Below are 22,816 nucleotides of genomic sequence, written 5' to 3' on the forward strand. Positions count from 1 at the left end.
GGTTAAAAGCTGCTTTCTTTGCTTACTTTCTTTGCAGCAGCAAAGAAAGTGAGTCCCGCCCCGGACAGGGGCAGAGCCAATAGACCGATAAGAAAGCAAGTTCAATGGAAGCCCAGGCGCATCAAACGGTTGAAACACCAACCCCACCCCATCCCAAGCGCCAGCGCTCACCTCAACCATACCCGACACAAGGAAACCAGTTTATCGACATCGATAGGCTTGGAAATATAGTCATCGGCGCCGGCCTCGAGGCATTTCTGCCGATCCGAAGGCATGGCCTTGGCAGTCAGCGCAATGATCGGCAATCTTGCATGCTCGGGCAATTTGCGAATCTCGGCCATCGCGGTAAGCCCGTCCATCTCCGGCATCATGATGTCCATCAGCACGAGATCGATCCCCGGATGCCGGGCCAGCGCATCGAGCGCTTCCCGTCCATTGCGGGCGATTTCAAGCTTCGCCCCCAGCGGCTCGATCACATGCGACAGCGCAAAGATATTGCGCACGTCATCTTCGGCCAGCAAAATGGTCCGCCCTTCGAACACATCGTCACGCTGACGCGCCGCCCGCAACATCCGCTGCTGCTCCGGCGGCAACGCGCTCTCCACGCTGTGCAGGAAAAGCGTCACTTCATCGAGCAGCCGCTCCGGCGACTTCGCCCCCTTGATGATGATCGATTTCGAGTAACGGCGCAGGCGCTGTTCCTCCTCCTGCGACAGCATCCGGCCCGTATAAACGATCACCGGCGGCGACGCATGCTCGCCGCCCGTCGAAACGCGTTCGAGCAGTTCATAACCCGACCCATCCGGCAACGCCAGATCCATCACGACGCAATCGAACGTGGCACGCGCCATCTCGTCGAGCGCGCTCGCGATCGACCCCGCTTCGACAATCTCGACCGTCTCGCTCTTCAAGAGCGCATGTATGCTTTCGCGCAACACGGGATCGTCCTCGACGACCAACACGCGCCGCATGCCCTGCGCCGAGCGCGCTTCGAGCTTGCGGATCGCGCCCGCGAGCGTCTCGCGCGCGCTCGGCTTCAACGTATAGCCGATCGCGCCGAGATGCAGCGCGACGTCGGCGTGATCGGTCGCCGAGACGACGTGGATCGGAATGTGACGCGTGACGGGGTCGTGCTTGAGCCATTCGAGCACCGTCAGACCCGATTGATCCGGCAAGCCAACATCGAGCAAGATGCCGCTCGGCTGCAACTCGCGTGCAAGCTCGACGCCCTGCGTCGCGGTCGTCGCGTGCACGCAGTCGAAATCGAGTTCGTGCGCGAGGTCGTAGAGGATGCGCGCGAACGGCAAATCGTCCTCGATCACGAGAATCACGCGATCCGGTCGCTTGCGATTCGCGCGATCGTCGGGGATCGGGGCGGGCGCGGGCGTGGTCGGCGCGGGCGGCAACGGCTGCGGCTGCTGGACGCGCTTCGGCGCTCCCTGGCGCGGTTCGACAGCCGCGGCCTCCCCCGCCGCCAGTTCCTTCGCGCGGCCGAGCGTGTCGACCTTGGCCGTGACGGTGCCCTCGCGCGCGGCAAGCGGCAGCGTCACGGAGAACACGCTGCCCTTGCCGAATTCGCTCGACACGCTCACCGAGCCGCCGAGCAACCGCGAGAACTCGCGCGAGATCGAAAGGCCGAGGCCGCTGCCGCCGTATCGACGGCTCGTCGTGCCGTCCGCCTGCTGGAACGCCTGGAAAATCAGGTCCTGCTTGTCGCGCGCGATGCCGATGCCGGTGTCGCGCACGTCGAAGCGCAGCGCATCGTCGCCGGCCATCTCGACCGCGACCGTCACCTGTCCGCGCTCCGTGAACTTGAACGCATTCGACAGCAGATTGCGCAGCACCTGCAGCAAGCGCTGGTTATCGGTGACGAAGTACTGCGGCACGTTCTCGCCGTGCTCGGTGACGAACGCGACGCCCTTGCTCTGCGCTACCGGCGCAAACGACTGCCGCAGCGCCTGCAAAATCGAATCGACGGCGACGGGCGCGAACTGCACGTCCATCTGTCCGGCTTCGACCTTCGACAAATCGAGGATATCGTTGATGAGCGAGAGCAAGTCGCTGTTCGACGAATGGATCGTCGCGGCGTAGCGGACCTGCTCGTCGGTGAGATTGCCGTGCTTGTTGTCGTGCAAAAGTTTCGCGAGAATCAGCGAGCTGTTGAGCGGCGTGCGCAATTCGTGCGACATGTTCGCCAGAAACTCGGACTTGTACTGGCTCGCGCGCTCCAATACGAGCGCGTTCGCGGCGAGTTCCTGCTGCGCCTGCAACAACTCGGCCTTCTGGCGCTCCAGATGCTGCGCGTGCTCTTCGAGCTGCACGTTGGTCTGCTCGAGTTCGGCCTGCTGCGTCTCGAGTTGCGCCTGCGAATCCATCAGCGCGTGGCCGCGTTCTTCCAGCTCCTCATTCGACACGCGCAGTTCTTCCTGCTGCACCTGCAACTCTTCGCTCTGCCGCTGCGTTTCTTCCAGCAACTCGACGAGCCGCGCCCGATACCGCGACGAGCGCAGCGCCATGCCCATGCCCTCGGCGGCGAGTTCGATCATCTCGCGCGTATCGTCGAAACGGTTGTCGTCGCCGACGAAGCCCATTTCGATCACGCCCGCCATTTCGCCGTCCGCGAAGAGCGGCGCGATCACGACCTTCGATGCCGTCGCCGACCCGAGCGCCGAGCCGGCCTGCAGATAATGGCCGGAGGCATCGGTGATTTCGAGCGCGCGCTGGTCCTCCAGCATCTGCCCGACGAGTCCTTCGCCACGTTTGATCGAGCGCGGCGTGACGTCCTCGCCCGGCAGCGCCCAGCTTGCGATGCGGCCAAGCACATCGCCATCGGCGGCATAGACCACGCCGACTTTCGCGTTGACGTAGGGCACGAGGGAACGCAGGATGCTCGCGCCGATCGAAGCAGGCGACTGCTCGCCGCGCATCTGCAAGCCGATCTGCGCAACGCCTTGCTGTAGCCACGCGGTCCGTTGTACGCTCAGCCGCGTTTTGATGTAGAGATACGCCACGCCGCCGATCACGAGCAGCACGAAAATACCGAGCGCCCGGTTGATTTGCAGCACGTCCTGGTTCACGGACGAACCGGCGTTCGACAGGAAGTATCCCGCGATCATCAGCAGCGATGCGACGGAGGCCGTGGCGACCGGCACCGCGGGACGGTCGGCCCACAGGCAGAGCACGACGGGCAGCACGTAGAAGACCCAGATCGCGACGCGCAACGGCAGCAGGCAGTCGATGGCGAACACGGTCGCGAGCAGGATCGCGATGACGAAGTAGAGCCCGACTATGAGGTGACGGCTGTCTTTGAGCATTGACTGTTGGTTTGTTGTTTGAGTCTTGCAAGCCGCGAGCGCGGCAGGCACGGACCATAGCACGACCCGCAACCCCTTGTCACACTTGGGTCCGCGGGCGATTCAACCGCGCTTTCCCGCACCGCACAAGTTACCCGCGATGTGTTGGACGACGCGCAGAAGAGGAAATAATGACCGATTTTTCAAGTGGCCGGGTGCTCGTCACCGGCGCGTCCGGTTTTGTCGGATCGGCGGTGGCGCGCATCGCGCTCGAACGCGGCTTCGACGTGCGCGTGCTCATGCGCAAGACGAGTTCGCGGCAGAACATCGAGGCGCTCGACGCGGAAGTCGTGCTCGGCGACATGCGCGACGAAGCGTCGATGCGCGCGGCGCTGAAGGGCGTGCGCTATCTCTTTCACGTCGCCGCCGACTACCGCATCTGGGCGCCGGACCCGGGCGAGATCGAGCGCTCGAACCTGCAGGGCACCGAGGCCACGATGCGCGCGGCGCTCGCCGAGGGCGTCGAACGGGTCGTCTACACGAGCAGCGTCGCAACGCTAAAGGTGACGAGCGCAGGCACCATCGTCGACGAGACGAAGCCCGCCGATCCGGGCCAGACCATCGGTGCCTACAAGCGCAGCAAGGTGCTCGCCGAGCGCGCCGTCGAGCGGATGGTCGCGAACGACCGGCTGCCGGCGGTGATCGTGAATCCGTCGACACCGATCGGGCCGCGCGACGTCAAGCCGACGCCCACCGGCCGCATCATCGTCGAGGCGGCGACGGGCAAGATTCCGGCTTTCGTCGATACGGGGCTGAACCTCGTGCACGTCGACGATGTCGCGGCCGGCCATTTTCTCGCGCTGGAACGCGGCGTGATCGGCGAGCGCTATATCCTCGGCGGCGAGAACCTGCCGCTGCAGCAGATGCTCGCCGACATCGCGCTGCTCTCCGGCCGCAAGCCGCCGACCGTCAAGCTGCCGCGCGGGCCGCTTTATCCGCTCGCGATGGGCGCCGAGCTTTACGCGAAGTTCAGCGGACGCGAGCCGTTCGTGACCGTCGACGGACTGCGGATGTCGAAGAACAAGATGTACTTCACGTCGGCGAAGGCGGAGCGGGAACTGGGATATCGCGCGCGGCCGTATCGCGAGGGCTTGCGCGACGCGCTCGACTGGTTCCGGGCGAACGGCTATCTGAAGCGCTGAACGAAGGGAAGACGCCGTGGATTCAGCGCGCTACGAGCATTTTGTTACAACGTGTGCGGGCGACGCTCGGGGGCAGCGGGTAAAATCGCGGGTTTGATGAAAGTACGCAGCAGCACGCAATAACAAGGCACCAAATGAACCTACAAGACCAACTCGGCGCGCTGGAGTTGAGCCTCGAAGAACTCCTCCAGGCCGCGCCTGTTTCCGTCAACGCGCAATCGTCAAATGAAGCCGCGAGCAAGCCTGTTGAGGCGAACGCCGAGGAAAAGCCGACGCTCAACGTCTCGCGCCCGTCGCGCGATGCGATCGAAATGACGATCGGCGGGAAGTCCGTGCTGCTGAGCCCGGAAGGCGTGTCGCAACTGATCGAGGAACTGTCGAATGCGCGTTCGTCGATGACGGTTGAGCAGCCCGGCGGCTTGCCGCCCGGCTGGCGTTTCGCCGCGACCCGCAACCCGATGATGGCCACGCAAAAGCAGTCGAACGGCGATCGTTTGCTGGTGTTGCGTCATACCGGGCACGGTTGGGTGCCGTATACGTTTTCGCCCGACATGGTGATCGAGATGTATGCGATGTTGACGAAGCGCTAACGCTAAAAAAGGGCGGTATGACCGCCCTTTTTTACGTCAAGCCGCCTTCAACAGCCCATGCGGATCGATGACGAACTTCCTGGGCGCCCCGCCATCGAACTGCCGATACCCGTCCGGCGCCTGATCCAGCGACACCACGGACACATTCACGATATCCGCGATCGGGAGCCGGTCCCAGAGGATCGCCTGCATCAGGTTCTGGTTGTATTTCATCACGGGCGTCTGCCCCGTGTGGAACGAATGCGACTTCGCCCAGCCGAGTCCGAAGCGAATGCTCAAGCTGCCCCTGCGCGCGGCGGCATCGGCGGCGCCGGGATCATCGGTCACGTAGAGGCCCGGAATGCCGATGGCGCCCGCCGCCCGCGTGATCTCCATGAGCGAATTCAGCACGGTTGCCGGCGCTTCCTCGTTGTGTCCGCTGCTGCCGTGACCATGCGCCTCGAAACCGACGCAATCGACCGCGCAATCCACTTCGGGCTTGCCGAGAATCTGTTCGATCTGCTCGCCGAGCGTCGCGTCCTTCGAGAGATCGACCGTCTCGAAGCCCATCTTCCGCGCATGCGCGAGACGCTCCTCGTTCATGTCGCCGACGATCGTGCACGCCGCGCCGAGCAGCCGCGCCGAAGCCGCAGCCGCCATCCCGACCGGCCCCGCGCCCGCGATATAGACCGTCGCGCCCGGCTTCACGCCCGCCATGACGGCGCCGTGATAGCCCGTCGGCAGGATGTCGGAGAGGCACGTGAGGTCGCGGATCTTCGACATCGCCTGCGCGCGGTCCGGAAACTTCAGCAGATTGAAGTCGGCGTAGGGAACCATCACGTATTCGGCCTGCCCGCCGATCCAGCCGCCCATGTCGACGTAGCCATACGCCCCGCCCGCGCGCGACGGATTCACATTCAGGCACACGCCGGTATGCTGCGCCTTGCACGTCGGGCAGCGTCCGCACGCGACGTTGAACGGCACCGAAACCAGATCGCCGATAGAAAGCGTCTCGACGTCGCGCCCGATTTCGATCACCTCGCCGGTAATTTCGTGCCCGAGCACGAGCCCGACCTCGGCGGTGGTCCGGCCGCGCACCATGTGCTGGTCGGAACCGCAGATATTCGTGCTGACCACCTTGAGAATCACGCCGTGGCCGATCTGCCGGCCACGCGGATCGACCATCTTCGGATAGTCGATCGACTGCACTTCCACCTTGCCCTGCCCTAGATACACGACGCCGCGATTGCTGCTCATCTTTCGTCTCCATGTCTCGTGGACGGCTCGCGCAACTTCACGTCGCGCTCCGTTCAACGAGCGTAGCGCCCCGGGCGCAGTAAGAGGTACACACAACGCGACACGCGTTTGGCAGAAACCGACATGCGCTCAGGCGCCGTGCGCCAGCCGATGCGAGACCCACACGACGGCCACCGCGAGCAATAGCGCGCCGTAAGGCAGCAGATCGCGCACGCCGCGCTGGCGTGCCGACGACGGTTCCAGTTCCATGTCCTCCTTCATGCGCGCCGGAAAGCGGCCCTTGTCCTGCCAGAAGTGCCGGTATGCGAACACCGGCACGATCAGCAGCATCGCGATCAAACCGTTGCGCATCGTGCCCGGCCCTTGCAGATCGGCACCCGCGCCGATGAAAGCGAGGTCCGCGTAGCCACACAGCGCACCCGCCGCGAGCAGCCACGTCGGGCAGCGAAACGGCCGCGACCAGTTGCCGCGATCCATCCGGTGAATCCAGCCCGATTGCAGGTTGAGGAACACGAAGATCATGTAGCAGACGTTCGAGATCGACAGCACCGTCATGTAATCGGACATCATCAGGAGGACGAGGTTGAAGCCGAGGTCGGCCCACATCGCGCGCGTCGGGGCGCCGTGCTCGTTGACGTGCGAGAGAAAGCGAGGCAGCCACCCATCGACCGATGCCTGATACAACGTGCGCGACGAACCCATCATCGACGTCATCACGATCAGCAGCACGGAGAGCATCAGCATCACGACGATCGCGTTCGCGACCCACGCGCCGCCGCCGACCATGCGCGCCATCGCGGCGCCCACACCCGTCCCGTCGACGATGCGCGGATCGAGCATGCCGCTCGTGCCGAGTGCGCCCTGGAACGCGAGCGGCACGAGCGTCATCACGACGAGGCAGAGCGCGCCGGACCAGAAGATCGCCTTCGCGGTATCGCGTTTCGGGTCGCGGAATTCGCGCGTATAGCAGACGGACGTCTCGAAACCATACGATGCCCAGCCGGCCATGAACATCGCGCCCATCGCCATCGTGATACCGGTGCCGTTCCATGCGCCGAACGCCGACGCGCTCACATTGCCCTGCGCGTCGTGCCCAAGCGGCAGCAGCGGGAAAAGATGCGCGAGCGGCACGTCGCCCGTCACGAACGGCACGATGCCGACGATCAGCAAAGGTGTCAGCGACGCGATGCCGAGAATGCGCTGCGTCTTCGCGGCCTTCGATGCCCCGCTGTGCTGAAGCCTGAACGTGATCAGCAGCAACGCGGCCGCGAGCACGAACGTCGTATCGATGCGCAGCGTGAGGCCCTGCTTGATGAACGAGAGATCGGCGAGTGTGAGATGCCAGGTGCTGATCGCGGCATCGGCGGGAAAGAGCGCGCCGAGCGCGTAGTTGGCGGCGAGGCCGGTGCCGAGCGCGAGCATCGGCGACCACGCGAGCCAGTTGCACCACACCGAGACCGGCGCGAGCAGCTTGCTGTAACGCACCCAGCCGATCGCGCCATACACCGACGCGCCGCCCGATTTATGCGGGAAAAGCCCCGAAATCTCGGCGTATGTGGCGCTCTGAACGAGCCCCATCGAAATCGATGCGATCCAGATGATCCACGCGGGCTGCCCGATCGTCGCGCAGACGCCACCGATGGTGAACAGCACGCCGGCGGGCACGCCGCTCGTAACCCAGAACGCGTCCTTCCATGTCAGCCCGCGATGCAGCGCTCCGCTTCGTTCATCGGCGCGGGCTGATGCACCTTCGCTTCGCACTCGCAGTTCGGCTTGCTCCATCGGTCGTCTCCATAGGTGCGCGGCCGTGCGTTTCAGGCGCGGCTCGGCAGGCAGTTCGAAGGAATGCCGCATGCGCTCCGTCGTTCTGGCGGCGATGGAAAAGCATGCGACGGCGGCAGGCGTACCGCCGGATTCGAATCGGTTTACGCATCACGCGAAGGCCCGACGTGCCTGCCGCGGACGACATGCTTCCGCGCATTCATGGGGTTGGCTCGAACACGCGGACGTCTCCTTCCGCGTGCTGGCCGGTCGTTCGTTCTGGTCGAGCCGCACGGGATTTCCGGTGGCTTTTTATTGATTGACCGTTCAATATAAAAACCTTAACATGACCATCTCGAATTTGCAAAATTGTTCCGGAAGACCACCGCAAGACCTCACCCGAGGACGCCATGCCCAAGCTCGGAATGCGCGAAATCCGCCGCGCCCAACTGATCGACGCGACGCTCATCACCATCGACCAGGCCGGTCTCGGCGGCGCGACGCTCGCCTCGGTGGCGCAGCGCGCGAGCATTTCCACTGGCATCGTCAGCCACTATTTCGGCGACAAGGACGGCCTGCTGGAAGCCACCATGCGCCACGTCCTGCGCGATCTGTGGAACGCCACATCGAGCCGCCGCCGCGCCGCGAAAAACGATCCACGATCGAAGCTGCGCGCGGTCGTCGCGGCGAACTTCGATGCGCGGCAGGTGAGCGGCCCCGTCATGAAGACGTGGCTCGCGTTCTGGTCGGAGAGCATGCACAAGCCGCAATTGCGCCGGCTGCAATACGTGAACACGCGGCGCCTCAATTCCAACCTGTGCGCCGAATTTTCGAAGGCTTTGCCGCGCGCCGCGGCACGGCGCGCGGCAAGCGGCCTCGCCGCCTTGATCGACGGCTTGTGGCTGCGCGGCGCCCTGTCCGGCGAACCGTTCGACACGAAAGCCGCGCTGCGTCTCGCCAACGATTACATCGACCTCGTGCTTCAAGCACGTGCCTGACTCTTCCTGCAAGGAGCACGCGATGCCCGCATTCGCACTGCAACGCCTCTACATCGGCGGCGCCCATGTCGACGCCACGAGCGGCGAGACATTCGACACACTCGATCCCGCAACCGGCGAAACGCTTGCGTCGGTGCAACAGGCGTCGGCTGCCGACATCGACCGCGCCGTACGATCCGCACGCGAAGGCCAGCGCGTGTGGGCCGCGATGACCGCGATGCAGCGCTCGCGCATCTTGCGGCGCGCAGTCGAGTTGCTGCGCGAGCGCAACGACGAACTCGCGGCGCTCGAAACACGCGACACGGGCAAGCCGATCGCGGAGACGAAGGCCGTCGACATCGTCACCGGCGCCGATGTGATCGAGTACTACGCGGGCCTCGCCACCGCGATCGAAGGCCAGCAGATTCCGCTGCGGCCCGAATCGTTTGTCTATACGCGGCGTGAACCGCTCGGCGTGTGCGCGGGCATCGGCGCCTGGAACTATCCGATCCAGATCGCGTGCTGGAAGTCGGCGCCCGCACTCGCGGCCGGCAACGCGATGATCTTCAAGCCGAGCGAGGTCACCCCGCTCACCGCGCTCAAGCTCGCGGAAATCTATAGCGAAGCGGGCGTGCCCGGCGGCGTGTTCAACGTCGTGCAAGGCGACGGACGCGTCGGCGCGATGCTCGCGGCGCATCCGGGGATCGCGAAGGTGTCCTTCACGGGCGGCGTCGATACGGGCAAGAAGGTGATGTCGCTCGCGGGCGGATCGACGCTCAAGGAAGTGACGATGGAACTCGGCGGCAAGTCGCCGCTCGTGATCTTCGACGACGCCAACCTCGGACGCGCCGCCGACATCGCGATGAGCGCCAACTTCTTCAGCTCGGGCCAGGTGTGCACGAACGGCACACGCGTGTTCGTGCAGCGCGCCGTGCTCGCGCGATTCGAAGCGCTCGTGCTCGAACGCGTGAAGCGGATTCGCATCGGCTCGCCGGCTGAACCGTCGACGAATTTCGGCCCGCTCGTCAGTGCGGCGCAGTTGCACAAGGTGCTGGGCTTCATCGAAAGCGGCAAGCAGGAAGGCGCACGGCTGATCGCGGGCGGCGCGCGTCTCACGGAAGGCGATTTCGCGCGCGGCCAGTACGTTGCGCCGACCGTCTTCACCGATTGCCGCGACGACATGCGCATCGTGCGCGAGGAAATCTTCGGCCCGGTGATGAGCATCCTCGCCTTCGACGACGAAGACGAAGTCATCGACCGCGCCAACGATACCGACTACGGACTCGCCGCCGGTGTCGTGACGGAGAACCTGTCGCGCGCGCATCGCGTGATCCATCGGCTCGAAGCGGGCATCTGCTGGATCAACACGTGGGGCGAATCGCCGGCGGAGATGCCGGTGGGCGGCTACAAGCAATCGGGCGTCGGCCGCGAGAACGGCTTAACGACGCTCGAACACTACACGCGCATCAAGTCCGTGCAGGTCGAGCTCGGCCCCTATCAACCGGTGTTCTGAAGGAGTGTGTGCGATGAGCGCGAACGAATACGACTACATCATCGTGGGCGCGGGATCGGCGGGCAACGTGCTCGCCTCGCGACTGACCGAGGACGCGGATGTCACCGTGCTGCTGCTCGAAGCGGGCGGCCCGGACTATCGCTTCGACTTCCGCACGCAGATGCCGGCCGCGCTCGCGTTTCCGTTGCAGGGTCGCCGCTATAACTGGGCCTACGAAACCGATCCCGAGCCGCATATGAACAACCGCCGCATGGAGTGCGGGCGGGGCAAGGGGCTGGGCGGTTCCTCGCTGATCAACGGCATGTGCTATATCCGCGGCAATGCGCTCGATTACGACGGCTGGGCCGAGCGTAAAGGGCTGGAGAACTGGACCTACCTCGATTGCCTGCCGTATTTCCGCAAGGCCGAAACGCGCGACGTCGGCGCGAATCCGTATCACGGCGGCGACGGTCCCGTTCACGTGACGACGAGCAAGCCCGGCAACAATCCGCTCTTCGCCGCGATGGTCGAGGCAGGCGTGCAGGCGGGCTATCCGCGCTCCGAAGACCTCAACGGCTATCAGCAGGAAGGCTTCGGCCCGATGGATCGTACGGTGACGGCGAAAGGCCGCCGCGCGAGCACGGCGCGCGGCTATCTGGATCGCGCGAAGCAGCGGCCGAACCTGACGATCGTGACGCATGCGGTGACGGATCGTGTGCTGTTCTCGGGCAAGCGCGCGATCGGCGTCGCGTATCTGCACAACAACGATCGCGTGAGCGCGCACGTGCGGCGCGAAGTGCTGGTGTGCAGCGGGGCGATTGCTTCGCCGCAACTGTTGCAACGCTCGGGCGTCGGACGCTCGACATGGCTGCGCGAATTCGACATCCCGCTCGTACTCGATCTGCCCGGCGTAGGTGAGAACCTGCAGGATCACCTTGAGATGTACATGCAGTACGAATGCAAGGAGCCGGTGTCGCTGTATCCGGCGCTCAAGTGGTGGAACCAGCCGGCGATCGGCCTTGAATGGATGCTGAACGGGACGGGAATCGGTGCGAGCAACCAGTTCGAGGCGGGCGGTTTCATCCGCACGCGCGACGACGACCTGTGGCCCAACATCCAGTATCACTTCCTCCCGGTCGCGATCAACTACAACGGCTCGAATCCGATCGAGATGCACGGCTTCCAGGCGCACGTCGGGTCGATGCGTTCACCGAGCCGCGGCCGCGTGAAGCTCAAGTCGCGCGATCCGAACGCGCATCCGAGCATCCTTTTCAATTACATGGCGGACCCGCTCGACTGGCGCGAATTCCGCGACGCGATCCGCATCACGCGCGAGATAATGCGCCAGCCGGCGCTGCAGAAGTATCGCGGACGCGAGTTGCATCCGGGCGCGGACTTGACGACCGACGACCAGCTCGACGCCTTCGTTCGATCGCGTGCGGAGACGGCGTTCCATCCGTCGTGTTCGTGCAAGATGGGTTACGACGAGATGGCCGTCGTCGATGGCGAAGGGCGCGTGCACGGGCTGGAAGCGTTGCGCGTGGTCGATGCGTCGATCATGCCGCAGATCACGACCGGCAATCTCAATGCACCGACGATCATGCTCGCAGAAAAGATCGCCGATCGCATTCGCGGACGCGAAACCCTGGCTCGCGTCGATACACCGTACTTCGTGGCGAATGGAGCGAAGGCGAGGAAGCGGGACTTTGCTGTCGTGTGATGCGCATGCGAAAAGAGCCGCGAATTGCGGCTCTTTGTTTGATGAAGTCATTCGCGCACCGGACTCAGCACGCCGCCCGCTTCGGGCTCGACCGCTTCCGATACGAGCGTCTCTAAAGCCAGCCCGCGCGTCTCGATACCTAGCACCCACACAGCCGCCGCCGCGATCACGAAGCACATCGCGCCGAGCGAGAACACGCCGCCTTGTCCGAACACGGGCAGCACCACACCTACCACATACGGTCCGATCAGCGAGCCAACGCGGCCGATCGCCGACGCGAAACCCGAACCCGTCGCGCGCGCGCCGGTGCCGTACAACTCGGGCGTGTACGTGTAAAGAACGGCCCACATCGCGAAGAGAAAGAACTGCATCGCGAGGCCGGCGCAGATTAGCAGCGTCGGTGTTTCGGCGTGCAGCGCGGTCTGTCCGTACACGTAGGCCATCACTCCGCTGCCGACGAGCGATGCGATACACGTCGGCTTGCGTCCCCAGCGCTCGACGAGCCACGCCGCGCACAGAAACCCCGGAATGCCGCCTAGCGAAATCAGCACCGTGTACAGCACCGACTTCGTCACGGCAAAGCCAGCCTGCTGCATCAGCGCGCCGAGCCACGACGTGAGCCCGTAGAAGCCGAGCAGCGCGAAGAACCACAGCATCCAGACCATCACCGTCCGCCGCCGATACGCCGCGCTCCAGATCTCGCGGAACGCGCCTGTGCCTTTGGGCGCATGCGGCTCGCTCAGCATCGCGGGCGCGGGCAGTTCGCGCAAGCCGCGCGCCTTCATCACTTTCGCCTCGACGTCGGCGAGGATCGCGTCGGCTTCCGCGTGACGTCCGCGATGCTCCAGCCAGCGCGGCGACTCCGGCACGACGCGCCGCACGATCAGCACGAACACAGCCGGAATCGCGAGCAGCGCGAACTCGGTGCGCCAGCCGAACTGCGGCAGCACGAAATACGACACCACGCCCGACGCGATGAACCCGAGCGGCCAGAAGCCGTCCATCAACGCTATCAATCGTCCGCGCGACGCTGCGGGCACGAACTCCGACAGCAAGGTCTGCGCGATCGGAAACTCCATGCCCATCCCGATGCCGAGCAGCACGCGATAGAAGATCAGCGCTTCGACGCTATGCGCCGTCGAGCAGAGATACGACGCGAGGCCCCATAGCACCATGCTCCACTGGAACACCGGACGCCGCCCGAAGCGGTCCGCGAGCAGTCCCGCGACCGCCGCGCCGATCACCATGCCGAAGAAGCTCGCGCTCGCGACGAGCCCCGCCGTCGCGCTCGACAAGCCGAACTCCGTCTTGATCGAGCCGAGGACGAAGGTCATCGTGCCGAGATCGACGGAGTCGAAGAAGAACGCGACCGCGATGATGATGAAGATCGTGCGGTGATAGCCCGATAACGGCAGGCGCTCGAGCCGCGCGGCCGCGCTCGCGCGCAGCGGTGTATTCAATGGTGAAGCGACAGACATGTCATCCCCTCGTCGATGCGGACAGTACCGCGTGGATGTTCCGAACGATGTTCAACGCAATTCAGTAGACGCCGACATAAATCGGCCACATAGAAGAATTGCGCCATCGGGATGGAACGAGGACGACGGGGACACGCGGTTCGTCAGACCGGATTGGACGCGACGAAGTTTTTGAACGCCGAGTAAGCGGGATTCTTGACCATGTCGCCCGGCTTGATCAGGCCGTAGCGGGAATCGATGAGGCTATACATCATCACGGATTGAATGTCGTACTTGTCCTTGAGCGACCGATACTGCGTGAGCGCCGTGGTCACGTAGTCCGCTGCGTCCTGCCCATAATCCTTGCCGCCAGTCCAGCCCCATTCCGTGAGCCAGATCGGCTTGCCGAAGGAATCCTTGAGGATCTGCAGGACATCCACGCACGCGCCGTCCTTCCAGCCGCACTGGATGTCGCCCGAGCTGTGATACCAGTGATACGTCGTGAAGTCCCAGCGCAAATACGACGCACCCGAGCGGCCGCTTGCCGTGCCATTGGGACTGATGCCGTTCCACAGCATCTGCAGCGCGCCGTAAGCGAGCGGAATGCCGACGTTCACGCCGCAGTTGATCGACGCATCGACCGACTTTACGCCGTCGATCATGCCGCGGATCGCGCCGCGAAACGAGGGCCATTGGCCCGCGTCCCAGTTGTAGAAGTTGCTGCCGTCGCCGCCGGTTTTGAGCGACACGTCGAGCTCGTTCCCGCATTCGATGTACCTCACGCGGCCCGCGAGCGGCTTCGTGCAGCGCACCGCAAGGTCGTACCCGAGCTGATAAGCCGCCGACTCCGAACTGTTCGAATCCCAATTGGCCGACATGGGGTTGAGCACGGGAAGAATCGCGACGCCGGCGTCGGCGAATGTCGTATCGAGGGCAAGCGCGAGGATCGATGCCATGCCGCCATCGGCGACGTCGCAGCGATAACACGTCACGCCGAGGTCCTTGAGAAGCGTGAGTTGCGTAGCCGGAGAAACCAGGCTGAGCAGGCCACTGGTCCACGCCAGGTGGCCGTTCATGCCGTAGAAATAGTCATGTGTCGGCGACACCGCTTTGGCGGTCGTTGCAAGAGCGCCGAGCGCATTGCCGCCGCTCATCTGCAGTGCCGCGCCACCTGCGCCCGCAAGCAAGGTCGAAAGAAATTTTCTGCGGTCGAATGGAGAGAGAGTTTCTTGCTGATCGAGTGTCTGGACGTTCATAGGCGTAGGTAAGTTAGGTGGCACGAACACTGTGGGGCAGTATAAGTGCGCCTTTTTTACCTCCACCGAGGCCTCTAAAATTTAAGAAAGAGCTTGTTCTACTCGTACCATATGAATGAAAACATTTCTGAGTGACTGCGACGAGGAGGTTCTTTACCTACTGCATCGCAGCAAATCAAAATCACTAAACCGTTTTGACCGATATTGAGTGATGCGCATAGAGACGTAGTCGATCTTACCGCTACTTGCATGAGATGACAGGTTTAAACGACCTGTCAAATCGTCGACAAATGCTTAGACACGCAAACGAGCACGCGCTGCGCCAGCCACACGCGCAAGCGTCTCCGCGCTAAGACGCGCCGCGATTGTCTTGACGTAGTCGTGGTGACGCGCTTCGAGGGGCGCATCGAGATACTGCGCATGCAGATAGCGAATCAACGCGATGCGCCGGTGCCTGAGCGCGATGCTTTGATCAAGCAACGCGATGGCAGCCTGCGCATCGCGTTGCTTGCACGCGAGTTCGGAAAGACGCGAAGTCTCAACCCGCGTCGACGGCATGACGTACATCCGCGCGCATGCGCCACGCGTTGTAATCGGCGCGACGCCAGTCGAGTTCGATGCCGAGACGCCGCGTCCCTTCGCGGATCTTCGGCTTGTAGAGCATGAGCGTGACCGCATCGAGCGCGGGCCATTCGTCGAATGACAGCGCGGCGATTTCCACCGCGAGCATTTCGAGCAAGCGCGTATGCGGCTTCGTTTCGAGGAACGAGCTCACGCGTTCGCACCACGCTTCGTAGTCGATCAACTCGTGCGTCGCCGCTTCATCGGGCACGCCGCGATACAGCAGGCTCGCATCGATCGCGACCGGCTGCGGCGCACGGTGCTCGTGCGCGTGCAGACCGATGCGCGTCGACACGACCAGCTCATCGACGACGATTCGCCAGCCGCGTCCTCCGGGCGACAAGGGCTCGAACGGCTTCACGACATCAGCGGCTCGGCCGCATCGAGCATGATCTTGACGAAGTAGTCGGCGAAACTGCGGCGGATGACGAGATCGAACGAATCGTCGCCCGTGGGCAGCAGCGTCAGCGACGCCTTGAAGTAATGGCTCTGCGCGCATTGCCCTTTGCCGAACAGCTTCGGATGCAGGTCGAGCGGGCAGCCGCGCGAAAGCACTTCACGCGTGCGCGTGCCGCTGATTTCGAGCACGGTATAGCCGCTGCCGATATCCACCGCGGAGGCGAACACACCCGCGAACGCCGCTACGAGCTTGCCCTGCAACGGCGCGGTTTGCGCGGCGTTGTGCGCGGTCGCGGAGCGCACGAGCCACTCGTCGGGGCCGAGCCACAGCATGTCGTAGCCGTTGCCCTGCGCGATGGTGTTGGGCTTCTCCGGCGGCCTGCAACCGATCACGCTTTCCACCGCGCTCACGAACGCGGCGTCGCGCGTATCGCCGCGCACGTTCACGAGTTCGAGGAACGGCCGCTCTGTCATGCGAAACGCCTTCGACTGCGTTGCCTGATGCTTCTTCAGCAGCGCATCGGCGCCCACGAGCGGCGACTCTTGCCACACACCCTGCCCGACGATGGCGCGATCCACGACCGTCGACGACCCTCTAGTTTCATTCCACATGTTGACGTGCTCCTTCGCTGTCGTAGAACACCGAGCTGGTGATTTTTGCCGCGACCTGCTTGCCGTTCGCAAGCGGGATCGTGACCGATTCGCCGATCTTGTCGAGGCCGCCCTTCACGACGGCGAGCGCGATCGAGCGCTTCAGAATGGGGCTGTAATAACTCGACGTGACGTGTCCGAGCATTGCAGCGGTCGCGCCCTGGAACGGACCCGCGACAATCTGCGAGCCTTCGGGCAGCACGAGCGAAGGATCGTCGCAAAGCAGGCCGACGAACTGCTTGCGCCCCGCCTTCGACGTATCCGAGCGCGTGAGCGAACGCTTGCCGAGAAAGTCCTTCGACTTCGCGACGAGACCACCCATGCCGAGGTCGTAAGGCGTCATCGAGCCGTCCGTATCCTGGCCGACGATGATGTAGCCCTTCTCCGCGCGCAGCACGTGCATCGTTTCCGTGCCGTACGGCGTGATGTCGTACTCGGCACCTGCGGCCATCAGCGCTTCCCACACCGCGCGTCCGACGTTCGCCGGCACGTTCACTTCATAAGCCAGTTCGCCCGAGAAGCTGATGCGCATCACACGAGATGCAGCGCCCGCCACCGTGCCTTCGCGATAGCTCATGAACGGGAACGCGCCGTTCGCGAAGTCGATGTCCTGACACACCTTCTGCAGCACCTTGCGGCTGTTCGGGCCGACGACCGCGAACGTCGCCCAGTGATCCGTCACCGAGGCGAGGCGCACGCGCATGTCGGGCCATTCCGTTTGCAGCCAGCGCTCGAGCCAGGTCAGCACGCGCGCGGCGCCGCCGGTCGTCGTCGTCATCATGTAGTGCTGGTCGGCGAGGCGCACGGTCACGCCGTCGTCGAAGATCATGCCGTTCTCGTCGAGCATCAGGCCGTAGCGGCACTTGCCGACTTCCAGCTTGCTCCACGGATTCGTGTAGACCCAGTTCAGCAACTTCGCGGAATCGGGGCCCTGGATGTCGATCTTGCCGAGCGTCGATGCATCGAGGATGCCGACGCTTTGGCGCACCGCGAGCGATTCACGCGCGACCGCCGCGTGCAGGTCCTCGCCCGCCTTCGGGTAGTACCAGGGGCGCTTCCAGTTGCCGACGTCCTCGAATGCCGCGCCGTTCTCGACGTGCCATTCATGCACCGCCGTCTTGCGCACCGGATCGAGGAACTCGCCCAGCTCGCGGCCTGCGAACGTGCCGAACGTGACGGGCGTGTAGTTCGGGCGGAACGTGGTCGTGCCCGTTTCGGGGATCGTCTTGTTGAGCGCTTGCGCAAGAATCGCCATACCGTTGATGTTGCCGAGCTTGCCCTGATCGGTGCCGAAGCCCATCGCCGTGTAGCGCTTCACGTGCTCGACCGATTCGAAGCCTTCGCGCGCCGCCAGGAAAATATCCGCCGCCGACACGTCGTTCTGGTAGTCGATGAACTGCTTCGGCCCGCGCGTCGCGAGTTCGCGTCCGCCGACGAGCCACAGCGGCTGCATCGGTGCTTCGTTGATCTCGGCCACGTGCACCGGATTCGGACGCGCGACGATGAAGCCTGCCGCGCGCGCCGCATCGACGCCCGCATCGACTGCGAAGCGGATGCCGCGTGCCAGCGTGAACTCGCCCGCGCATGCGCCGACGCTGCTTTCCGGCTGCATCGCCTTGCCGGGCACGAAGCACGCCTTTTCGTCGTGCCAGTGCGCCTTGCCGCCCGATTGCGCGAAGAGGTGCAGCACCGGGCTCCAGCCGCCGGACATCGCGACGAGATCGCACGCCACGTCAGCCTGCTTCGCGCCGACCTGGCCGCCCGCGAACGCCGCCACTTCCACCGATGCCACGCGTAGCTTGCCGCGCGCCGCCATCACGACCGCGCCCGTCATCACCTTCACGCCGTGGCGGCGAGCGAGCGCGGGCAGCGTGCCCTTCGATTCGCCTGCACGCGGATCGATGACAGTCACTTGCGCGCCGGCCGCTTTCAGATCGAGCGCGCATTGATAGCCGTCGTCGTTGTTCGTGAACACGACAGCGTTGCGGCCCAACAGCACCGCATAGCGATGCAGATACGTCGAGACGGCGGAGGCCAGCATGATTCCCGGCAGATCGTTGTTGCCGAAGACGATCGGCCGCTCGTGCGCGCCGGTCGCGAGGATCACGCGCTTCGCGCGCACTTTCCACATCAGTTCGCGCGTGCCTTTACGCAGCGACACCGGCAGATGCTCGGTGAGCTTTTGCGTGATCGTCACGAGGTTGTGGTCCTGATAGCCGAACGCGTTGCTGCGCGTGAGGATCTTCACGTCGGGCATCATGCGCAGTTCGGCTTCGACCTTCTGCACCCATTGCAGCGCGGGCTTGCCGTCGATTTCGGCACGGCACGACAGCAGCGAGCCGCCGAGTTCCGGCTGATCGTCGACCAGAATCACGCGCGCGCCCGACAAGCCCGCCGCATGCGCCGCCGCCAGCCCCGACGGCCCGCCGCCGACCACCAGCACGTCGCAATGCGCGAAGCACTTGTCATAGCGATCGGCGTCGAGCTGTTCGGGCGCCTTGCCGAGACCCGCTGCATCGCGGATCACTTCTTCGTACTTCGGCCAGAGCTTGCGCGGCCACATGAACGTCTTGTAGTAGAAGCCCGCCGGAATGAAGCGCGCGATCTTCTGGTTCACCGCCATGCGATCGTTTTCGATGTTCGGCTTCGCGTTCACGCTCGTCGCGACGAGTCCCTGATACAACTCGATTTCCGTCGCACGCGCATTCGGCACGGTGTACGCGCCGGTTTCGAGTTGCACGACTGCGTTCGGCTCCTCGACACCCGCCGTCACGATGCCGCGCGGCCGGTGATACTTCCAGCTTCGCGCGACGAAGTGCTGGCCGTTCGCGAGCAGCGCGGACGCGAGCGTATCGCCCTGATGGCCCTGATACGTGCGGCCGTTGAACGTGAAGGTCAGAGCGATGGCGCGGTTAATGCGCCCGCCCGTGGCGAGTCGGTCTTTCTGGCTCATTTCGTCGTGCCCTCGTTGCTATCCATGACGGCCAGCGGACGGTCGAACGTCTCGTAGCCTTGAATCTCGTAGCTCACCGTGTCGCGCTGTGCCTTGAACCAGCGGCGGCAGCCTTGGGTGTGCATCCATTGCTCGCGATGTACGCCGCGCGAGTTCGTGCGCATGAAGAGGTAATCGCCCCATTCGCGGTCGGTGAGTTTTTCAGTGTCGAGCGGACGGGCGATGTCGGCCTCGCCGCCGCAGGAAAATTCGCTTTCGGCGCGCGGTCCGCACCAGGGGCATTCGATCAGCAGCATGTTTTTCTCCTAGATGTGTCGCGTTAGTGGGCCACGGCAGCGGCGCCGTGCTCGTCGATCAGATGACCGGTGTAGAAACGATCCAGCGAGAACGCAGCATTGAGCGCATGCGGCTCATCGTGCGCAATGGTGTGCGCGTAAGCCCAGCCCGAACCCGGAGTCGCCTTGAAGCCGCCCGTACCCCAGCCGCAGTTGAAATAGAGCCCCTTCACATCGGTCTTGCTGATGATCGGGCACGCGTCCGGCGACAGATCGACGATGCCGCCCCATTGCCGGTTCATCCGCACGCGCGAGAACACCGGAAACATTTCGACGATCGCTTCGAGCGTCCCTTCGATGGTCTGGAAGCTGCCGCGCTGCCCGAACCCCGTGTACTGATCGACGCCCGCGCCGATCACGAGATCGCCCTTGTCGGACTGGCTGATGTAAGCGTGCACCGCGTTCGACATCACGACCGTGTTGACCACCGGCTTGATCGGCTCGGACACGAGCGCCTGCAGCGGATGGCTTTCGAGCGGCAAGCGGATGCCCGCCATGTCCGCGAGCGTGGACGTATTGCCCGCCGCGACGATCGCGACCTTCTTCGCCTTGATGAAACCCTTCGTCGTATCGACGCCCGTCACCTGGCTGCCGTCGCGGCGGATGCCCGTGACCTGGCAGTTCTGCACGATATCGACACCCGCCTGGTCCGCACCGCGCGCATAGCCCCACGCGACCGCATCATGCCGCGCAACACCGCCGCGCCGCTGAATCGACGCACCCAGCACCGGATAACGGCTGTTGAGGTTGATGGTCGGCTCGAGTTCCTTGATCTGCGCAGGCGTGAGGAATTCGGCATCGACGCCGTTGAGCCGGTTCGCGTTCACGCGGCGCTCGGTGTCGCGCACGTCCTGCAGCGTGTGCGCGAGGTTCATCACGCCGCGCTGGCTGAACATCACGTTGTAGTTGAGGTCCTGCGAGAGCCCTTCCCACAGCTTCATCGCCTTCTCGTACAACGCGGCCGATTCGTCCCACAGGTAATTCGAGCGCACGATGGTCGTGTTGCGCGCCGTATTGCCGCCACCGATCCAGCCCTTCTCCAGCACCGCGATGTTGCGCACGCCGTGTTCCTTCGCGAGGTAATACGCGGTCGCGAGACCATGCCCGCCGCCGCCGACGATCACGACATCGTATTCACGCTTGGGCTCAGGGCTCTTCCACTGACGTTCCCAGTTCTCGTGATACGACATCCCGTTGCGCAACAGGCTGAATATCGAATAGCGGCTCATGGTGTTTCCTTATCCTTCGTGGCTTTCGTAACGGGGGTTCAGCACTCGATGACGTTCACGGCGAGACCACCGCGCGACGTCTCCTTGTATTTCGTCTTCATGTCGGCGCCGGTTTCGCGCATCGTCTTGATCACGTTATCGAGCGAGACGTAATGCTGGCCGTCGCCCTTCATCGCCATGCGCGCCGCGTTGAGCGCCTTGACCGCACCCATCGCGTTGCGTTCGATGCACGGAATCTGCACGAGGCCGCCGACCGGATCGCAGGTCATGCCCAGGTTGTGCTCCATGCCGATCTCGGCGGCGTTCTCGACCTGCGTCGGCGTGCCGCCCATCACGGCGGCGAGCGCGGCGGCGGCCATCGAGCACGCAACACCGACTTCGCCCTGGCAACCGACTTCGGCGCCGGAGATGGACGCCGTCTCCTTATAGATGATGCCGATGGCCGCGGCCGTCAGCAGGAACGTGACGATGCCTTCATCGTTCGCGTGGTGCATGAACTTCACGTAGTAGTGCAGCACCGCGGGAATCACGCCGGCCGCGCCGTTGGTCGGCGCCGTGACGACGCGGCCGCCCGCCGCGTTCTCTTCGTTCACGGCCATCGCGTAGAGGTTGACCCAGTCGAGCATCGAGAGCGGATCGCGCAGCGACTCTTCCGAGCGCGAACGCAGTTGCGAGCAAAGATCGGCCGCGCGGCGCTTCACCTTCATCGGACCGGGCAACTGGCCGCGCACCTTGCAGCCGCGCTCGACGCACGCGGACATCGTGCGCCAGATCGCGAGCATGCCGTCGCGCACTTCCTGTTCGCTGCGTGTTGCGCACTCGTTCTTCATCGTGATCTGCGCGATCGAAAGGCCGGTTTCGCGGCAGACGCGCATCAGGTCATCGCCGGTGCGAAACGGATGCGGCACTTCGGCGCCGGCGCGCAGGCCGTTCACGCGATCGCCTTCGCGATTGATCACGAAGCCGCCGCCCACCGAGTAATACTCTTTCTCGACGAGCAGTTGTCCGTGTTCGTCGAATGCCTGGAAACGCATGCCGTTCGGATGCACGACGCTCGAACCGGGCGCGCCCGGCATCAGCTTGCGGAAAAAGCCGAGGTGCTCGCGTTCCTCGAACTTCACGACGTGCTTGCCGAGCAGCGCGAGCTGCTTCGTTTCGCGGATCGCCTTGAGGCGCGGCTCGATGATGTCCGGATCGATGACGTCGGGCAGGTTGCCTTCGAGGCCGAGCAGCACGGCCTTGTCGGTGCCGTGGCCCTTGCCGGTCGCACCGAGCGAGCCGTACAGCTCGATGCGGATACGACGTACGAACGCGAGCAGGTTGGCGTCCTCGATGTGCGATGCGAAGCGGCACGCCGCAATCATCGGGCCGACGGTATGCGAGCTCGACGGACCGATGCCGATCTTGAACAGATCGAAGACGCTGACGTTCATGAGTTGCCTTGTCGGTTGCGATGCATTGGGTTTCTGGTATGGGCCTCATTGCACCGCAGCCACAATTTGGCTGATAGAACAAAAACGGCAACAGGATGGGATGGCGGCGTCAGGGGCGCTCCGACGACGGATTTGCGGTGCTTTTTGGCGGTTTTGCGAAGGAGGGGAAAGGCCTTCGCAATGCGGCAAAGACTTAAAAAGGCGCCACGAG

At 64.1% G+C, this 22,816-nt stretch carries 17 protein-coding genes; 5 read left to right on the forward strand and 12 right to left on the reverse strand.

The genetic code is table 11. From position 1 onward, the window contains the following. Nucleotides 1-167: 167 nt before the first annotated feature. Nucleotides 168-3,314 carry a response regulator gene (locus tag AWB67_RS22125; protein ID WP_087658369.1) on the reverse strand — a complete coding sequence of 1,049 codons (3,147 nt, stop codon included), beginning with the start codon at nucleotides 3,312-3,314 and terminating at the stop codon, nucleotides 168-170. Nucleotides 3,315-3,484: 170 nt separating this feature from the next. Between AWB67_RS22125 and hpnA the strand changes: the two genes are divergently transcribed. Together hpnA and AWB67_RS22135 are read left to right on the forward strand one after the other, a co-directional pair. Continuing rightward, complete coding sequence (hpnA, locus tag AWB67_RS22130; protein ID WP_087658370.1) at nucleotides 3,485-4,495, forward strand: hopanoid-associated sugar epimerase; 1,011 nt, start codon at nucleotides 3,485-3,487, stop codon at nucleotides 4,493-4,495. Nucleotides 4,496-4,629: 134 nt separating this feature from the next. Beyond that, complete coding sequence (locus AWB67_RS22135; protein ID WP_087658371.1) at nucleotides 4,630-5,085, forward strand: hypothetical protein; 456 nt, start codon at nucleotides 4,630-4,632, stop codon at nucleotides 5,083-5,085. Nucleotides 5,086-5,121: 36 nt separating this feature from the next. Here the strand turns inward: AWB67_RS22135 and fdhA are convergent, their stop codons facing one another. Next, nucleotides 5,122-6,321, reverse strand: a complete 1,200-nt coding sequence (fdhA, locus tag AWB67_RS22140; protein ID WP_087658372.1) for a formaldehyde dehydrogenase, glutathione-independent — start codon at nucleotides 6,319-6,321, stop codon at nucleotides 5,122-5,124. Between the two features lie 129 nt (nucleotides 6,322-6,450). Beyond that, complete coding sequence (locus tag AWB67_RS22145) at nucleotides 6,451-8,103, reverse strand: trimethylamine N-oxide permease (RefSeq protein WP_087658373.1); 1,653 nt, start codon at nucleotides 8,101-8,103, stop codon at nucleotides 6,451-6,453. A gap of 389 nt (nucleotides 8,104-8,492) precedes the next feature. On the opposite strand from AWB67_RS22145, the gene betI reads away from it, so the two are divergent. Genes betI through betA form a run of 3 tightly spaced genes read left to right on the forward strand, consistent with a single transcriptional unit; the run spans nucleotide 8,493 to nucleotide 12,271 of the window. Then, nucleotides 8,493-9,080 (forward strand): transcriptional regulator BetI, encoded by a 588-nt coding sequence (gene betI, locus AWB67_RS22155; protein WP_087658375.1) that lies wholly within the window; start codon nucleotides 8,493-8,495, stop codon nucleotides 9,078-9,080. Nucleotides 9,081-9,102: 22 nt separating this feature from the next. Further along, the gene (gene betB / locus AWB67_RS22160) at nucleotides 9,103-10,572 is read left to right on the forward strand and encodes a betaine-aldehyde dehydrogenase (RefSeq protein ID WP_087658376.1); all 1,470 of its coding nucleotides are present in this window, start codon (nucleotides 9,103-9,105) and stop codon (nucleotides 10,570-10,572) included. Between the two features lie 13 nt (nucleotides 10,573-10,585). Further along, nucleotides 10,586-12,271, forward strand: coding sequence for a choline dehydrogenase (gene betA, locus AWB67_RS22165; RefSeq protein WP_087658377.1), 1,686 nt, complete (start codon nucleotides 10,586-10,588; stop codon nucleotides 12,269-12,271). A gap of 47 nt (nucleotides 12,272-12,318) precedes the next feature. Here the strand turns inward: betA and AWB67_RS22170 are convergent, their stop codons facing one another. The 9 genes from AWB67_RS22170 to AWB67_RS22210 all read right to left on the reverse strand — a co-directional run bounded on the left by AWB67_RS22170 (nucleotide 12,319) and on the right by AWB67_RS22210 (nucleotide 22,605). After that, nucleotides 12,319-13,749 carry an MFS transporter gene (locus AWB67_RS22170; RefSeq protein ID WP_087658378.1) on the reverse strand — a complete coding sequence of 477 codons (1,431 nt, stop codon included), beginning with the start codon at nucleotides 13,747-13,749 and terminating at the stop codon, nucleotides 12,319-12,321. A gap of 143 nt (nucleotides 13,750-13,892) precedes the next feature. Then, complete coding sequence (locus AWB67_RS22175) at nucleotides 13,893-14,882, reverse strand: glycosyl hydrolase (protein WP_235025257.1); 990 nt, start codon at nucleotides 14,880-14,882, stop codon at nucleotides 13,893-13,895. A 396-nt stretch (nucleotides 14,883-15,278) separates the two neighbouring features. Further along, nucleotides 15,279-15,542, reverse strand: coding sequence for a hypothetical protein (locus tag AWB67_RS22180; RefSeq protein WP_087658380.1), 264 nt, complete (start codon nucleotides 15,540-15,542; stop codon nucleotides 15,279-15,281). Beyond that, complete coding sequence (locus AWB67_RS22185) at nucleotides 15,523-15,966, reverse strand: dihydroneopterin aldolase (protein ID WP_087658381.1); 444 nt, start codon at nucleotides 15,964-15,966, stop codon at nucleotides 15,523-15,525. The genes AWB67_RS22180 and AWB67_RS22185 overlap by 20 nt, the downstream gene beginning before the upstream one ends. Continuing rightward, a complete protein-coding gene (locus AWB67_RS41915) occupies nucleotides 15,963-16,616 on the reverse strand; it encodes a sarcosine oxidase subunit gamma (protein WP_087658382.1) in 654 nt (217 codons plus the stop codon). The genes AWB67_RS22185 and AWB67_RS41915 overlap by 4 nt, the downstream gene beginning before the upstream one ends. Further along, complete coding sequence (locus AWB67_RS22195; RefSeq protein ID WP_087658383.1) at nucleotides 16,606-19,608, reverse strand: sarcosine oxidase subunit alpha family protein; 3,003 nt, start codon at nucleotides 19,606-19,608, stop codon at nucleotides 16,606-16,608. The genes AWB67_RS41915 and AWB67_RS22195 overlap by 11 nt, the downstream gene beginning before the upstream one ends. Further along, complete coding sequence (locus AWB67_RS22200) at nucleotides 19,605-19,904, reverse strand: sarcosine oxidase subunit delta (RefSeq protein ID WP_087658384.1); 300 nt, start codon at nucleotides 19,902-19,904, stop codon at nucleotides 19,605-19,607. The genes AWB67_RS22195 and AWB67_RS22200 overlap by 4 nt, the downstream gene beginning before the upstream one ends. Before the next feature lie 23 nt (nucleotides 19,905-19,927). Next, a complete protein-coding gene (locus AWB67_RS22205; protein WP_087658385.1) occupies nucleotides 19,928-21,172 on the reverse strand; it encodes a sarcosine oxidase subunit beta family protein in 1,245 nt (414 codons plus the stop codon). Nucleotides 21,173-21,210: 38 nt separating this feature from the next. Further along, nucleotides 21,211-22,605, reverse strand: coding sequence for an L-serine ammonia-lyase (locus tag AWB67_RS22210; protein ID WP_087658386.1), 1,395 nt, complete (start codon nucleotides 22,603-22,605; stop codon nucleotides 21,211-21,213). Nucleotides 22,606-22,816 lie beyond the last annotated feature (211 nt).

It is taken from the genome of Caballeronia terrestris, from assembly GCF_001544515.1.
GTDB lineage: Bacteria > Pseudomonadota > Gammaproteobacteria > Burkholderiales > Burkholderiaceae > Caballeronia > Caballeronia terrestris.